Genomic DNA, 16,133 nt, shown 5'->3' on the forward strand with positions numbered 1-16,133 from the left:
CGACACTATCGAACAACAACTGGCTTCTATCGAAGCGATTGCCTCATCTTCCGACACCTTAACTGAGGTAGCCATCAAACTGCTGGAAGAGTCGAAAATCTTTCAAGTCTGATTTTGGCGTCACATTATCACATTCACCAGTTGGGATGAAACCGCGTATAGCCGCTCCATGACGCGCTAGGATTAGTGGATCGTCTCAAGGCTTGAATTTTCCTGTTTCCAGAAAGGAGACAATCGCCTCCACAATGTCCAGGCGCCAATGAATCTAGAAGAACATCAAACAATAGGAAATTTGAATGATCAGTCAATCAGTTAATCAGTCAGTCTAAAATATTTTACGGCGCGTCCTCGCAAAATCTTGAACCCAGCCGCGCCGTTTGTTTAAAGTATATATAACCTATATCCCAAAACCCAGGTTTTACCCGAATCAAGCCATATCAACGCGCTTATTGATTCGAGTAAGGTTCACAGCGCGTCCAGATTCTTCGTCGATATCGGCTACGACGGCGTTGAACCTTGGGTCGAGCTCGCAGACCTCGAATTTTGATGGCATTCCCATCAAATAACGGGGCATGACGGTTTCGGTTTTTACGCCGATGACTCCCCCGTGACCTCCCGTCATACCCACGTCGGAGATGTAGGCCGTACCCCCAGGCAAAATCTGCTCATCGGCCGTTTGCACGTGCGTGTGAGTTCCGACGAAAACGGCGACTTGTCCATCCAGATAGACGCCCAGGGCTTTTTTTTCGGATGTAGCCTCGGCATGAAAGTCCACCAACACGGGAATATTACCCGATGCCTTTTTCCTCAACTCATCGAGGACCGTGTCCGCCACTTTGAAGGGGCAATCGATAGGGGGCATGAACACACGGCCTTGGAGGTTTAGAATCCCTAGCTTTTTCCCGTTCCGTTCCAGAATCGTGTAACCCGAACCCGGACACCCCGGAGGATAGTTCGCGGGACGGATGACTCGTGTCTCCATGTTTAAAACGGGATAAAAAATGTTTTTATCCCAAATATGGTTGCCCGAGGTCATGCCGTGCACGCCCATGTCGAAAATTTCCTCCATAATCTTGCCCGTCATTCCTTTTCCCGCGGCGGCGTTCTCACAGTTGACAATGACGAAGTCGAAAGTGCTCCCCTCGGTGTTCAGGGACGAAAGAGCTTGGGCCAAAGCGGAACGACCAGGACTTCCCATGATATCTCCCACAAATAAAATTCTCATGTTCGTCGTTCCTACCCGTCTATTTCGCGTACTCTGTCGAGCGCATTTCCCGGGACACGGTAACCTTGATCTGGCCGGGATATTTCATTTCCTCCTCGATTTTGCGAGCGATGTCGTAAGCCAATTTATGTACGGTTCCATCGTCGGTATTGTTGGGCATGACCAAGACCCTCACCTCTCGCCCGGCCTGGATGGCGTAGGCCTTGCTGACTCCGGTGAAGGCTTGGGCCAGCTCCTCCAGTTTTTCGAGGCGCTTGATGTAGGCTTCCAGGCTCTCTCTCCGGGCTCCAGGCCGAGACGCGCTGATCGCGTCGGCGCAAGCGACGATAATATCGTAGATATTCTTAGCTTCCACGTTCTCGTGGTGAGACGCTATGGCGCTGATGATCTCCTGACGCTCACCGAAACGCTTGGCGAGGTCCGCGCCGATGAGGGCGTGAGGACCCTCGACTTGATGATCGACGGCCTTCCCTAGGTCGTGCAACAAACCTGCCCGTCGCGCTATTTCCTCGTCGATACCCAGTTCGGCGGCGATGATTCCTGAAATATAGGCCACCTCAAGGCTGTGAGAAAGCGCGTTTTGCCCGTAGCTGAAACGGAATTTGAGCTGTCCCAGAGTACGGACCAATTCGCCGTGCATGTTTTTAATGCCCGTTTCGAGCAAAGCGGCCTCTCCCGCTTCCAATATCTGTTCCTCCACATCGCGGGTAGCTTTTTCGATCAGCTCCTCGATGCGAGTCGGATGGATGCGCCCGTCTAAGATCAGGCGTTCGAGAGAAAGGCGGGCGATTTCCCTCCTTACGGGATCGAAACTGCTCAAAGTCACGGCTTCCGGGGTGTCGTCGACGATAAGATCGACTCCCGTCAACGTCTCAAACGCGCGTATGTTGCGTCCTTCCCGTCCGATAATACGTCCTTTCATGTCATCCGTGGGCAGAGGCACCACGCTCACGGTGGCGTCCGAAGAGTGTTCCACAGCGCAACGCTGGACAGCCGTGATAATAATGTCCCGCGCTTTGCGTTCGGCCTCGCGCTTGGCTTTTTCCTCCAGCTCTTTCAAGCGGAGCCCGATGACGTACTGGGCTTCTTCCTCAGTTTTCCGCAACAGCAACTCCTGGGCCTCGCCTCGGGTCATCTCCGCGATTTCCTCGAGGCGCACCAATTGCTGTTTGAGAACGGCTTCGATCTCGGCGGTTCGCTGTTCCGCTTCTTCATGCTTGGCCCGCAACTCCTCTTCTTTGTGAGCGACCTTATCTAGCTTGCGGTCTAGATTTTCCTCCTTTTGTTCAAGTTTGCGCTCCGCTCTCTGCAATTCCCCACGGCGTTCCTTAATGTCCCTTTCCGCGTCTTGGCGAAATTTGAAGATCTCGTCTTTGGCTTCGGTAATCCGGTCTTTTTTGGTGCGCTCAGCCGCTTCAATGGCTTCTTTCACTAATAAAGCCGTCTGGTTTTTGACTCCGGAGAGTCGCGCGTTATCCAGGGTTTTGGAGACGAAAAAGCTGATCACGGCCCCAGCCGCTGCAGCCAATAGATAAAATAATAACTGCATAACGGTGTTTCACTCCTTCTCTGTACCCATGTTACGTGACAAGGGCAATTTTGTCGCGTCTCTTTTGTTGTGCGGTCCAAAATATTATTTTCGAGGCGCATATTGTAGTTCTGTAAAAAATTTTTTCAGTTCAACCCCTAAATTCTACATTTATATGTCAGTATTAACAACCCCCGTCCTCGCGCCCTTGTTTTCGCGTAAGAGCGTTTCGAAAAAGATGCTATAATACCGAAAAATGAGCTGCTCTGACGACCGCTGAGATGTGGATTTGAGATGTGAATTTCAAATTAAATGTCTTGGAGGAAAGTCCGGGCTCCATAGGGCAGGATGCCGGGTAACGCCCGGTCGGCGCGAGCTGAAGGAAAGTGCCACAGAAAATACACAGCCCCTTTGCGGGGTAACGGTGAAAAGGTAGGGTAAGAGCCTACCGAATGCGGTGCGAGCCGCATGTCTGGCAAACCCCATCCGGAGCAAGATCGAATAGAGGGGTACGAGGCGGCCCGCCGACCCCTGGGTCGATCGCTTGAGGTATGTCGCAAGGCATAACCCAGATAAATGGTCGTCTAGACACAGAACCCGGCTTACGAGCGGCTCATTTTCATAATTTATTTTATTTTACTCATGGGAAGTCGCGTTTCAACGAAAAGAGACGTTAAGACTAACCTAGATGGTTCTTGATGTTTCTTCATTATGTTTACGATAAAGCGATGAGAAAGCCAAGGGCTTCAGCTGTTGAGCCGTTAAGCCGTTGGATGAAAATCGCAACGCCGCCAACGAGCGGTGTTCGTTTTTGTTTCTTGTCGTGTCTCTAAATTCATGTTAGACTTCTTTCATGATTGCGATATCAATGCGACGTTGAATATCCGCAGAGTCGGGGCATCGACTCTTAAGGGAGAAGATGTAAGACCCACTTCGGTTGGCTGTCTTTGTCGATCTTAGAATCCCACGACTAAAGTCGTGGGAGTATGTCAATGAGAGTGATATTGTAGGGTATAGGTATTAGAGAGTGTGAGGAAGTTGGAGACACTTTCATGTTGATGGGAACTTATGAACATCGATTAGATACAAAGGCTTGCCTTGTCTTGCCATCGAAGATCTGCGAAAAGCTGAGCGGCACCGTCGTTCTGGTTGCCGGAAGGGATAAGTATGTGTCTCTGCGGCGCGTATGAAATTCCCATGTGCTTCGGGAATGTGCTCAAGGCGCTAACGATCATGTGAAAATCTGGAACGAAGAGCGCTGGATGAGCATGTGGGTGTTTGAACTGGAGAACTTAGCCGAGGATGAGCGTGTGGTGGAAAGCGTGGATGGGCTTTAATATGGATGGACTTTAATATGGAGATATTGAGTATGAACGACGTAAAGCACGAGCCAGTGCTGCTGGATCGGGTGATAGAATTTTTGCGTATCGGTGGGATAGAGAAGCCAAAAAAGAAAGTCGTGGATTGTACCCTGGGCCTGGGAGGGTATTCCGAAAGAATCCTGCGGACGTTTCCAGAGGCTTGGGTCTATGGACTGGACAGGGATCCCCATGCGGTCGCTTTTTCGGTGAATCGGCTTTTGGAGCATCGCCATCGCTTCGAGGTATTACATACGAATTTCGGCGTTATGAAAGAGACTTTGAGAGGCGCCGCTCCTTTCGACGCTTTTATTTTTGACCTGGGAGTGTCCAATATGCAACTGACGGAGGCGGAGCGAGGTTTTTCCTTCCAGCAGGATGGGCCGTTGGATATGAGGATGAACCCCGAAGCCGAAGATGACGCGACCGCGGCGGATGTGTTAGAGAGTTTATCCGCGGCGGAACTGGCGAAGGTTTTTTGGACTTACGGAGAAGAGCGCCACGCGCGTCGTATCGCGACGAAAATCGAGGAGCGGCGGAAAAAAGGGAATGTGCCAAAAACGACGGCGGAGCTTGTCTCGCTCATTCGAGAGGTCTTGCCAGCTCCGGTGCAGAGAAAAATGGGAACCCACCCGGCACGCCGCGTTTTTCAGGCTTTGCGTATCTGTGTCAACGACGAGCTGAAAGAGTTGGAGAGGGGGCTCTCCGCAGTTGAGTCGCTCTCGTCGCCAGAGGCGATGGTGATTGTCGTTTCGTATCATTCCTTAGAGGACCGCATCGTCAAGCACAAGTTCAGAGCGTGGGAGAAGGAAGAAAAAAAGGGGGTTGTTCTCACCAAGCACCCCGTGCTTCCCGACGAGGAAGAACTAGAGAAAAATTTTAAAGCGCGTAGCGCGAAACTTCGGGTTTTTTGTTTTCAACCTTTGGGGAAAAAATGAACGGGGCAAAAAATGAAGCGGTTCACGACAGAGGTACAGAAAGCAGGAGGCAGAAACCATGAACAGGGTACGAAACAGAAAACGCGTCGCGCCGGGGCCTTTATTCACAGCAATCGCAGTTCTCTTCACGGTTATCGTCATCTTGGGGGTTTTCCGTCTTCAAGCCGCTCGCCTGGAGCAACTGTTACACAACATCGAGAGAGACATTGAGCGTTATACTTTAGAAGAAGACGAACTCAAACAAATTTTTTCTAAACAAGCCTCACCTTTGCAAATTTATAGTTATTGGAAAGAAAAATTGGGCATGGACAGAGCTCAACAGGTAGAGGTGATTCGTATCCCTGGCGTTTATACCGCGACCGTTCCACAGCCGGAACCCCAAAGAGGATGGCGTTCGAGTTTGTTTTCGATTTTCGGTTTTAGCGTGAATTGATTTTCACCGAAGGCTCTCTTTTGCCTTATTTGACTGTTGTGAGGAAGGAATAATGACGCCAAAACGCTATTTTTTCAGTCCGTGGCTTTTTTTTGTCGTTCTTTTCGTATTCCTGGCCTGGAAGTTGGTGGAATATCATTGTTTTCCAGACTCCCGCGTGCTCGCTTTGGCTCAAAATCAGTATTGGAGCCGTACTTCCGTCAGGAGCAATCGGGGGATCATTCAGGACAGCAAAGAAAATATTCTTGCGCTATCGAGTCCCACGTCCAGCTTTTTTATCGACCCTGAACACTGGTCTCCTTCGGACGCTCCCGCGCTGAAGGGTTTGATTCCGGAAAGCGTTCTCAAGAAAATATCGGGCCCCCTCGAAGGTCGCTATGTCAGGTTGGTACGAATGCTATCGCCCGAGACGGCCCGAAAAGTCCGGAACCTGAAACTCAAAGGCGTATATGAAGAAAATGAGAGAAAACGGGAATACCCCAATGGCTCTCTTTTATCTCATGTCCTCGGATTTTGTGACATTGACGAGAACGGTCAGGCGGGTGTTGAATTAGCCTGGAACTCCACGCTTTATGATTCTCAGGGGTACAAAATCATGATCCGTCAGTCGGGAGGCCGATCTCTCATCTCAAAGAGCAGGAAAAACTACAATCGAAGCTCTAACATCTCATCAGTTACCCTTACCATTGACGCGAGAATCCAGTACATTGTGGAAAAATGCTTGAATGAAGCCGCCTCCGTACATGGCGCTAAATGGGGCGCCGCCATCTGCATGGACCCCAATACGGGCGCTGTGTTATCCATGGCGAGCTGGCCCACGTTCAACCCCAACAACCGAGAAGAACTGCTCAATTCTAGGAATATCGTCAATAACGTGGTGGGAAGAGCCTACGAACCCGGTTCGACTTTCAAGCCGATTTTCATGGGTATTGCCTTGGAAAGCAATCTTGTGCGCGTGAACGAGGTCTTCAACTGTCCCGCCCGCTTGAAAATCGCCGACGGTTTTATCTCCGAAGCCTATCAAAGAGCTATGGGAAAACTTTCCACCGCGGATATTCTCATCAAATCTTCCAACGTGGGAATGGCCCAGATAGGAATACGCGCCACACCTCTCGAAATGTACCGTACTCTTCTCAACTGGGGATTTGGAAAAGTCAGCGACATCGAACTGAAGGGAACGGAAAAGGGGCTCATCTCTTCTCCCGGAGAATGGCGGGGCGTCGTCCCCGCGAATATATCCATCGGTCAGGGACTGGCCGTAACACCTTTACAACTGATCACCGGTATCGTGCCCATCGTCAACGGGGGTAAACTCCTGAGCCCTTACCTGGTACGGGAAGCCGTGGATTCCGTGGGGGAGGTCGTCTACCGAGGAAGCAGGAACGTGGTGCGCGAAGTGCTGACTCCTGAAACCAGCCAATGGCTGCGTAAGGCCATGCGAGACACCGTTCTTTCTGGAACAGGACGCCAAGCCAAGACCGCCGTTACAGAACTCGCGGCCAAAACGGGGACTGCGCAGGTTCCAGAAAAAGGCAAGTACGCGAAAGGGCGTTACGTGGCTTCTTTTGTCGGGTTCTGGCCCTACGAAAACCCTCAGTACCTGATGCTCATCGTCATCGGCGAACCCACAAAGGGGAAGTATTACGGTGGCGAGGTGGCCGGGCCCGCGTTCAAGAAAATCGTTGAAGGCATGTCCGATTTGGATTTTTTTGAATCAGGTAGGGGAGAAGCCTTATGAGGTTGTCGGCTCTAACGCAAGCTCTGGCAAAAAAAGGATTTCCGTATGTTTTCAAGGGAGGCGGAAATGGAGGTAAAAATCCCCAAATTTCCGATGTTTTCTCGGACAGTCGTAAGGTCTTGCCAGGGTCGATTTTTTGTTGCGTCGAGGGCGAAAAAGACGATGGACACCAATACGTGGAACTGGCGGAAATGGCTGGGGCGGTGGCTCTCGTCTGTGAACGGCCCATAAAGTCCCATCTTCCCGTTCTTTTGGTGGAGTCCACCCGCAGGATCATGGGAGAACTGGCGTCTTCGGTTTACGGGGAGCCATCTTCTAAACTCCTGATGGTGGGTGTGACGGGGACCAACGGCAAAAGCACAACCACTTATATCCTTCGCAGCATCTTCCAAGCCGCGGGGCTCAGAACCGGCCTGTTGGGAACTATCGTAGAAAGTGACGGAATCCGGGAGCGGGACGCGGAGAGAACCACGCCCGAAAGTTGCGATATCCAAAGACACTTGGCGGCGATGGTGAAAAATGGATGTCGAGCTTGCGTCATGGAAACCTCTTCTCACGGCCTTCACCTCGGACGTTTGGAGGGCGCCCTTTTTGACGTGACCGTTTTTACGAACCTCAACCCCGAACACCTGGACTACCATAAAGACATGGAAAGTTATTTTCAAGCGAAGTGGCTTTTGTTCTCGAAGTACTCCAAAGAAAGACGGACTATGGTGGTCAATGCGGACGACCCCTATGGAGCCCGTTTGCTAAGGGCGTTTCCAGAGGCGAAGGGCTTTAGCTTCTCCGATATTGTCAACTTGAGCTTAAATATGAACGGTTCTTTTTTCGAGATCGAGGCGTGCGACGATTTTCCACCTCTCTCGATCCAAAGTCCTCTTGTTGGAAAATTCAATGTCGCTAACGTGCTTGCGGCGATCAGTGCCTTGAGGGGGAGAATCGGCGATGCTTTCATTGCGAAAGGAGTGATGGAGATACCCCAAGTGCCGGGTCGCTTGGAAAAACACCCGATTCCCAACGGTGCCTGTTGTATTATAGATTTTGCTCATACTCCCGAAGCGCTGCGCAACGTTTTGTCGGCAGCGCGTGAGTTTTGCTCTGGAAAACTGATTTCCATCTTCGGGCATGGAGGCGGCCGTTACGCGTCCAATCGTCCGGCGCTGGGCGCCACGGCGGCTTCGTTGGCTGATCTGGTTGTGGTTACTATGGACAATCCCCGCGACGAAGACCCGAACGCGATTGCGGACAGCATCGTTCGAGGCATCGAGGAGCAAAACGGGAGGCAAAAAAGAAAGATCACATATCGGATCATCCTGGATAGAAAAGAAGCGATTTCCACGGCCTTGCGCATCGCGAGGTTGGGCGACGTGCTGGTCGTCTCGGGCAAGGGACCGGAAAAATTTTTGACGATCAATGGTCGGAAGATTCCATTCAACGACGCGGAAACAGTAGAAGAGTGGATTCGACTGGCAAAGTGAGGAATATTGTCTAAATGAAAAACGCTATTATGGCTGGGATTTGGAGTTGCGGAGGAGGGGGAGTGCTCCAGTATGTTTTGATCCGACTTCAACGTCGCTTACATATGAATCAGGTACAAAAAAGCTATGGCATCGGCATCGATCTGGAGATCAAAAGCTCCACTCCTACTATGGGAGGAGTCGTTTTTATTCTGTTGGCCTTTGTCGCTTTGGGAATTGAGTTTAGCCCCCAGGCGCTTCTTTTTTGGGCTCTGCCTGTGGCCTGTGGCGCCATTGGTTTCGTGGACGATTGGCTCAAGATTCACCGCAAATCCAGCGAGGGTTTTACCAGTCCGCAAAAACTGGCGATTCAAGTCGTTGTCGCGTCGATCTGGGTCTTGTGGGCCTCATGGCAAAGAGGATTGATCTTATGGCCGGGGATCCAGTGTTCTCTTTGGCTGACGATTCCGCTAACTATAGTGGCGGTGGTGGGAATCATGAATGCCGTTAATGTGACGGACGGTTTAGACGGTTTGGCGGGAGGAGCCTTCGTGATTTCCCTTGGTGTGCTGGTTTTTTTTTCGAGGCAATCGAGTTTTCTACTGGTATGTTTTGCCATCCTTTGGGGCGCGACGATGAGTTTTTTGTTTTATAACGTTCGCCCGGCCCGCATCATTATGGGAGATATCGGGTCACATTTTCTGGGCGGGGCGCTTGTCGCTTTGTCCGTGGAAGGCGACGTGATTTTGGCGCTGATACCGGCGTGTTTCTTGTACGGTGTTGAGCTTCTTTCCTCCGCCATTCAGATTGTCGCCATACGGAAATTCCACAGGAAGGTTTTCAAAATGGCCCCGCTGCATCATCATTTTCAACGTATGGGGTGGGACGAAACGACGATAACCAACTGGTTCTTATTTTTCCATATTGTGGGAGCGGCTCTTTTGACGATGCTGTTCGCTCAGATCCTGGGTTTGGAGAGAAAATGAGTATGAACACTAAAAATAGAAATTTCAACCGCGTCACGGTGATAGGGGCGGGGGTGAGTGGGATGGCTTTGGCGCTTCTCGCCCAAGATCTGGGCATGGAGGTCTTCGTCTCGGAGAAGAGAGACGATCTAGCTGAGAACGTCCTTCAACGCCTGAAAAACAAAGGGATTCCATGGGAAACAGGTGGGCACACCAGCCGCGTGTTCGAGGCCGATGCCTTGCTGCTCAGTTCGGGTATTTCTCCAGAGACGTTTTGCGTTCGCGAGGCGGAACGCCGCGGGCTACCCGTAGTGGGGGAGTTAGATTTTGTCCTTCCTCATATTAAAGGGCGTATTATCGGCGTGACGGGAAGCAACGGAAAGAGCACCGTGACGGCGCTCTGTGGCCATATTTTGAAGAAAACCGGTCTTAAAACCGCTGTGGGCGGAAACATCGGCGAGGCCGTGTCACTTTTCACCAAAGAGTTTTTCGATTGCGTGGTGTTGGAGTTGAGCAGTTTCCAACTCTATTGGGCCCATAGTTTGAAAAGCGCGGTGGGAATTGTCACGAACCTGGCTCCAGATCATATCGATTGGCATGGAAACTACGAATCTTACGTGGCGGCCAAGGCAAAGCTGCTTTCCCTCCAGGACGCCAACGGTTGGAGTGTGATCCAGGACCGTGATCGGGACGCTCTCCGCATAGCGCGCCCAGAGAAGGCAGTGCTCCTGAGCTGGGAGGAAAAACCGTTCCATAGGGGAACCAACGAAGGAGGAACCAACGAAGGAGGAGCCAATAAAGGAGGAGCCAACGAAACGGCGGGGCAAATTTTCATGAAAAAAGACCGCGCGGAGCTTTACCTTGCGAAACAAGAACACCTCCTTTTCCGGTACGAGGAAACGGCGCTTTTGGGGCGCCATAACTTGGAAAACGTGGCGATGGCCCTCACAACGGCGTATTTGCTGGATGTGTCCGTGACCAATGTGAGAGAGACTCTGAGCGATTTTCTCTCTTTGCCGCATCGCTGTGAGCTGGCGGGGACGATCAACGGCGTGGCTTACGTCGACGACTCCAAAGGAACTAACGTAGCGGCGTCCGTAACAGCTTTGACTTCTATTGAAGGACGTAAAATCGTCATTTTAGGAGGCAAGGGTAAGGGGGAAGATTATGACGCTCTGGCAGAGGCCACCTTACGGGAGGCCGAGGCGGCAGTGCTGATGGGAGCGGAGAGCGACCGGATAGAACAAGCCTTAAAAAGCGTCGGTTTCGCGTCTATTTATAAGGTGGCCGGTATGGAGGAAGCTGTGTTGACGGCCAGAAATCTGGCTCATTCAGGAATGGTCGTCCTCCTTTCCCCCGCCTGTACGAGCTGGGATATGTACGAAAACTACAAGAAGAGGGGAGAGCATTTTTGTGCCGTCGTCCAGAGCTTGGAGAAATGACACGGAGGCGCCGACGTGGAACGAGACGTGGAATGAGACGTGGAAGGATGTGAAATGGAACGTCACGCCCCACCTTTCTAAATTTTCCCGGGAACGTGAAGAACGGTATAATTTGTGGCCTTTGTGGGGTATCCCTTTGCTCCTGAGTTGTTGCAGTGTCGTCATGATCGCTTCGTTGACCTCCAGAAACGCGGTGGGAGGTTACAAGTTGGCTCTGAAACAGTTCGAGTTTTTGCTGCTCGGCCTGTCGTTGATGTATGTTTGTTGTCTTACGCCTCTGTCGTTGATTCGCCGCGTGAGTGGTCTTTTTTGGGTCTTTGCGGCGCTCATAACTGTGGGGACTTTGATTCCGGGACTCGGCGTCAAGGTCGGGGGAGCTCGCAGGTGGCTGAACCTCGGAATAGTGCAATTCCAGCCCTTAGAAATTTTGACGCTGGCTGTTCCGCTTTTCCTGGCTGACCGCTTGGCAGTATCGACAAGAGAGAATTTCCAATGTTTTTGTAGGCCATCCATTTCTGTGGCAATGTTCTCCGCAATTCCCCTTTTTGGGCAACCCAACATGGGGGGAATTATTCTAGTCTTTGCCATTTGCATGTCGATGCACGTAGCGGCCAAGGGGTGGAAATATCCTCTGGTGGGCGGGTTATTTTTGTTTTTAGGTTTTGTGGCGATGATCTATATGGAGCCCTACCGCATCAGACGCCTTCTGGCGTTTCTCGATCCCTGGGAAGACCCTCTGGGTAAGGGATTCCAGATCATTCAAGGACTGGTCGCTTTCAGTAACGGGGGCATCTTGGGTGTTGGGGTGGGGAAAGGCTTACAAAAATTGAACTACCTTCCAGCGGCTCACACGGACTACATCTTTCCCGCGATAGGGGAGGAGTTCGGCCTGTTGGGAACGCTCCTGGTGCTGTCGCTTTATGCCTACTGGACATTCAAGTGTTATTTGCTTTACAGACGCAGCGATAACCTTTATATTGCTTTGGTAGTCTGGGGAATAACGGTTTCTATTCTTTTTCCAATGTTTGTCAACCTGGGAGGGGTGATGAAACTGATGCCTTTGACGGGTATCCCTCTACCCTTCTTGAGTTCGGGAGGAACTGCTCTTGTTTTCATGTGGGTCAAAGTAGGTGTTGTGATACGCATTGCCAGGGAAATGACTAAGGAAATGACTCATGGGTCCACCGCTTCTCAACTGGGGTTCGAGGCGCGAAGATGACGGCGGAAGGAAAGGAAAGGGGAAAAAAGAAGTCAAAGGGGAAAATTCTGATTGTCGCAGGAGGAACGGGAGGTCATATTTTCCCCGCTCTGGCTTTCGGTTGTTGGATCCTAGCCCAAAATAAAGCCAAAAGAGTTTCTTATCTATCGGGCGACCGTCCTTTGGAATGTGATATCTACGCTTCCCAAGGTATAGAGCATGATTGCTTGCCTCTTTCTGGTTCTCCTCTGGGAAGTTTCTCCATTCTCCGAAATGTGGGACGATGGATGGAACTTCTCCGTTCGTTTTTTTGGATGGGACATTTTTTGAGGAGAGAACGACCGGACGCGTGTTTTCTTTTCGGTGGGTATGTTTCGTTGCTACCTCTTCTATGGTGTCGCCTTTTAAAGATTCCCGTGCTTGCCCACGAGCAAAACGCCTGCGCGGGTAAAGTGACGAAGCTGGCTTCGCGTTTGGGTGTGCCGGTAGCCACGGGGTGGTCTCAGTGCCGGGGATTGAAGGGGTCTTTTACACCTGTAGGCGTTCCCGTCCGCCCAGTCCAGAAAATTTCCCAACAAACAGCAGCCTCCGCTCTCGGAATTGAGATAGGAACGAAGATAAAGGACGAAGAACTGAGGGTGGGAGTTGTTGGCGGTTCCCTTGGCAGCGCGTCGTTGTCCGCTTTGATCGGGAAAATTTCCGAAAAGCGATCAGATATCGGGGAAAACCCTCTGTTTATCGTGTTGGGCAGCGCTTCTGCCGCGGCTCAAAAAACATGGGTCCGCTTCATCGAGCGGCGTTGGGACATGACGCCGTTTTATTCCCTGTGTGACGCTGTGATTTGCCGAGCTGGCGCTTCTACTTTGGCCGAGCTGGCGGCTTATCAAATTCCAACGTTGACCATTCCCTGGAAAGAGGCCGCCGATGGTCACCAAGAAGCCAACGCGCGGTGTTTTGTCGCGTCAACGGGCAATTTGGTCTGGTTTGAGAGCAAAGAAAACGCAGAAGAAAACGAAGAAGAAAACGAAGAAAAAGAAAAAAACAAAAAAAACGAAGGTTTGGAAAAGACGTTTTCGGAGCTGCTAAGACGCGCGAGAAAAGCGCGCGATGACGCTAATAACGGAAACGCGCAAGAAAGAAATTTTACGCCGGAGGCTTCTTTGGCCCTGTGGCGATTTGCTGAGAAAAGATTATGCCTTTTGTAAGACTTGTAAAAACTGTGGGTCGAAGTCCTCTCAGCGGCGTTCAGTTTTTCGCTTCGGCATTGTTATAATGGCAATATAACACTGATAAGATGCCGATGTGTCTTTTGTCGTGTTCTTCTGGCAAAAGGAGACAGGGTCATAAGAAAGGATTTCAATTTATGAAGAAGCCATTGTACATGGATGACGCGAAAACAAATAGATACTTTAGGGAGATAGGGGCGGGAGTCGAACGCATTCACCTTATGGGGATCGGCGGGGCGGGCATGAGCGCCTTGGCGTTGCTTTTGTATGGAATGGGTTTTGAGGTCGACGGCTGCGACCTTTTCAAAAGCGAATACATCACGAGACTTGAAGCGTTGGGTATCGAATGCCTTATGGGACACTCTCCTTCACACCTCGAAGCTCATTTGCCTCATCTGCTAGTTTACAGTAGCGCCGTGAATGGGGATCACGAAGAGCTCGTTTTCGCGCGGAAAAAGGGAATCCGCACGGTAGGACGAGGGTTGACGTTGAGCTGGCTTTTCAACGCCTATCGCGGAATCGGCGTGGCGGGAGCTCATGGCAAAACCACGACGTCCTCCATGATCGGTCTGATTCTGAAAGAGTCGGGGTACGATCCTACCTTGGCCATTGGAGCGGAAATCTGGGACTTTGGCACAAACGCCCGTGTCGGCAAAGGAGATTTCTTTGTGGCGGAAATAGACGAAAGCGACGGTTCTTTCGAGTTTTTTACCCCAGAGGTGACGGCGATAACGAACGTGGATTGGGACCATGTCAACTATTACCCCACGAGAGACGAGTTGCTCTCCGCTTTTGTCCGCTTCGCTCGCGCGCGAAAGCCGGGGACGCCTTTGGTAATCTGCGCAGAAGACGAGGGCTCCCAACGTTTGGTTCGGGAATTGGGAGATGACTCAAAAATAGTGACCTGCGGTTGGGGAAAGGCGTGGGATTGGGGGGCCTTCGATGTAACGCACAAAACAGGCGGCGGCGTTGCTTTCTCTGTGTCCCAAAAAGGAAAAGACTTGGGGAGGATGGAGTTGAGCGTTTCCGGGGATCATAACATCATGAACGCTTTACTGGCCTGTGCGTCGACTTCTTGTTTATCCGTTTCCTTCGACGCGATACGGAGATCTTTAAGCGGGTTTCGAGGAGCTCGACGTCGACTCGAAAAGATTGGGGAGAAGGAAAACGAAGACATCATCGTGATCGACGATTATGGTCATCACCCGTCGGAAATCGCGGCGTCTCTTTCGGCGGTGCGCGACATCTACCCAAGTCGGCGATTGGTGGTGGTTTTCCAACCCCACCGCTACACCCGAACCTGCGCCTTTTTCCGAGAGTTCGCTTCGGCCCTTGAAGCAGCGGACATGACGTTGCTATTGCCCATTTACTCCGCCGGTGAAGCTCCACGGGAAATCACGTCATCCGTCATCGCCGACGTTATGAATGCCGACGGATATTTCGCCTCTCTCTGTATCGACGAAGACGACGCTCTCGTGAAACTAAACTCTTTTCTGCGCAGGGGCGACGTTCTCATGACTCTGGGAGCGGGAAACGTCTTCAAGCTGGGAGAAGCCTACCTGAAAAGCCCTTCAACTTCCGTAAAGGGGAGCTTCGGGTTATAATTTACAGGGTATCATCGAGCTGGATACGAGTGGTGCAAGTCATCGACGGTTTGTAAAAACTCGAAGGATCATAAACGCAATGTGGAAAACGGATTTGAAAAAAGAGTTGGCCTGTTGCCCAGAGGAAAAAAAGGAACTCGCCCCTTTGTCCACCTTGGGCGTGGGAGGATGGGCCGAGTTGTTTGTGGAACCTACAGAGTTACAAGATGTTTTGCTGTTGTTTCAAAGATGGAACGAGAAGAAATTTCCCTTGTATATCCTAGGAGGGGGAACGAATGTAGCTTTCGCGGACGGTAAAATCGCGGGAGTTGTCCTCTCAACCCGACAGTTGAGCGGTTGTCGTTGGAAGGCTGGCGGAGACGAAGCCGAGTTGGAAGTGGAAGCGGGGTATTCGCTTTCGCGAGTGGTTTTTCTCACAACTCAGGAAGGGTTTACGGGCGCGGAATTTGCCCAGGGCATTCCGGGAACAGTGGGGGGAGCTGTGGCAGGCAACGCTGGCGCCGGTGGAAAGGGAATGGGAGACCTTTTAAAGGAGATCACCACGGTAGAAAGCGACGGTAGTCTCCACAAGTGGAAGCGTGAGGAGTTTGAGTGTTCTTATCGTTATTGTTCTTTGACGGAGTATTTTCCCACCATTCGGTGTTTCGTTAGCTGTAAAATGAAGTTTGGACGGGCGTCTTATGGGGAAATCGAAAAGAATCTCCAAACATTCCGTCAGGCTCGTTCCAAGCAGCCCCAGGGAGCGCGAAGCGCGGGGTGCGCTTTTAAAAACCCCGCCGGAGACAGTGCAGGACGGCTTTTGGACATCTGCGGCTGCAAGGGATTGACTATAGGAGGAGCCGCCATTTCCGAAAAACACGCGAATTTTCTGCTCAACCGAGGTAATGCCACGGGAGCCGATATTTTTAGGTTAATGGAGTTATGTCGTGATATAGTATTCCGAAAGATAGGAGTATGTCTCGAACCTGAGATAAAGCTATTGGGTTTTGAGGGCTGATTCGTTCTGGGCGCGTAGGTATCT

At 51.3% G+C, this 16,133-nt stretch carries 13 protein-coding genes and 1 other RNA gene; 12 read left to right on the forward strand and 2 right to left on the reverse strand.

Translation table 11 applies throughout. The features are described from left to right. Window positions 1-427: 427 nt before the first annotated feature. Together LBJ36_09300 and rny are read right to left on the reverse strand one after the other, a co-directional pair. A complete protein-coding gene (locus LBJ36_09300) occupies window positions 428-1,225 on the reverse strand; it encodes a TIGR00282 family metallophosphoesterase (protein MDR1379227.1) in 798 nt (265 codons plus the stop codon). A 19-nt stretch (window positions 1,226-1,244) separates the two neighbouring features. Then, window positions 1,245-2,774, reverse strand: a complete 1,530-nt coding sequence (gene rny / locus LBJ36_09305) for a ribonuclease Y (GenBank protein ID MDR1379228.1) — start codon at window positions 2,772-2,774, stop codon at window positions 1,245-1,247. 236 nt (window positions 2,775-3,010) lie between these two features. On the opposite strand from rny, the gene rnpB reads away from it, so the two are divergent. The 12 genes from rnpB (at window position 3,011) to murB (ending at window position 16,109) form a co-directional block, all read left to right on the forward strand. Then, window positions 3,011-3,373: RNase P RNA component class A (gene rnpB / locus LBJ36_09310), an RNA gene on the forward strand. Between the two features lie 438 nt (window positions 3,374-3,811). Next, entirely contained in the window at window positions 3,812-3,943 is a 132-nt protein-coding gene (locus LBJ36_09315) for a hypothetical protein (GenBank protein MDR1379229.1), read from the forward strand. A gap of 179 nt (window positions 3,944-4,122) precedes the next feature. Beyond that, on the forward strand, window positions 4,123-5,049 hold the full coding sequence (rsmH, locus tag LBJ36_09320; protein MDR1379230.1) for a 16S rRNA (cytosine(1402)-N(4))-methyltransferase RsmH: 927 nt from the start codon (window positions 4,123-4,125) through the stop codon (window positions 5,047-5,049). 58 nt (window positions 5,050-5,107) lie between these two features. Beyond that, the gene (locus LBJ36_09325; GenBank protein ID MDR1379231.1) at window positions 5,108-5,482 is read left to right on the forward strand and encodes a hypothetical protein; all 375 of its coding nucleotides are present in this window, start codon (window positions 5,108-5,110) and stop codon (window positions 5,480-5,482) included. 52 nt (window positions 5,483-5,534) lie between these two features. Next, window positions 5,535-7,220, forward strand: a complete 1,686-nt coding sequence (locus LBJ36_09330; protein MDR1379232.1) for a penicillin-binding protein 2 — start codon at window positions 5,535-5,537, stop codon at window positions 7,218-7,220. Then, window positions 7,217-8,698, forward strand: coding sequence for a UDP-N-acetylmuramoyl-L-alanyl-D-glutamate--2,6-diaminopimelate ligase (locus LBJ36_09335; GenBank protein ID MDR1379233.1), 1,482 nt, complete (start codon window positions 7,217-7,219; stop codon window positions 8,696-8,698). Before LBJ36_09330 ends, LBJ36_09335 begins: the two co-directional genes overlap by 4 nt. Window positions 8,699-8,712: 14 nt before the next feature. After that, window positions 8,713-9,663, forward strand: coding sequence for a phospho-N-acetylmuramoyl-pentapeptide-transferase (locus tag LBJ36_09340; GenBank protein MDR1379234.1), 951 nt, complete (start codon window positions 8,713-8,715; stop codon window positions 9,661-9,663). A 2-nt stretch (window positions 9,664-9,665) separates the two neighbouring features. Beyond that, window positions 9,666-11,084, forward strand: a complete 1,419-nt coding sequence (gene murD / locus LBJ36_09345) for a UDP-N-acetylmuramoyl-L-alanine--D-glutamate ligase (GenBank protein ID MDR1379235.1) — start codon at window positions 9,666-9,668, stop codon at window positions 11,082-11,084. Continuing rightward, entirely contained in the window at window positions 11,056-12,303 is a 1,248-nt protein-coding gene (locus tag LBJ36_09350; GenBank protein MDR1379236.1) for a putative lipid II flippase FtsW, read from the forward strand. Before murD ends, LBJ36_09350 begins: the two co-directional genes overlap by 29 nt. After that, window positions 12,300-13,487 carry a UDP-N-acetylglucosamine--N-acetylmuramyl-(pentapeptide) pyrophosphoryl-undecaprenol N-acetylglucosamine transferase gene (locus LBJ36_09355; protein MDR1379237.1) on the forward strand — a complete coding sequence of 396 codons (1,188 nt, stop codon included), beginning with the start codon at window positions 12,300-12,302 and terminating at the stop codon, window positions 13,485-13,487. Before LBJ36_09350 ends, LBJ36_09355 begins: the two co-directional genes overlap by 4 nt. Before the next feature lie 158 nt (window positions 13,488-13,645). Continuing rightward, window positions 13,646-15,112, forward strand: coding sequence for a UDP-N-acetylmuramate--L-alanine ligase (gene murC / locus LBJ36_09360; protein ID MDR1379238.1), 1,467 nt, complete (start codon window positions 13,646-13,648; stop codon window positions 15,110-15,112). Window positions 15,113-15,191: 79 nt separating this feature from the next. After that, complete coding sequence (gene murB / locus LBJ36_09365; protein MDR1379239.1) at window positions 15,192-16,109, forward strand: UDP-N-acetylmuramate dehydrogenase; 918 nt, start codon at window positions 15,192-15,194, stop codon at window positions 16,107-16,109. Window positions 16,110-16,133 lie beyond the last annotated feature (24 nt).

It is taken from the genome of Synergistaceae bacterium, assembly GCA_031267575.1.
Taxonomy (GTDB): Bacteria; Synergistota; Synergistia; order Synergistales; family Aminobacteriaceae; genus JAIRYN01.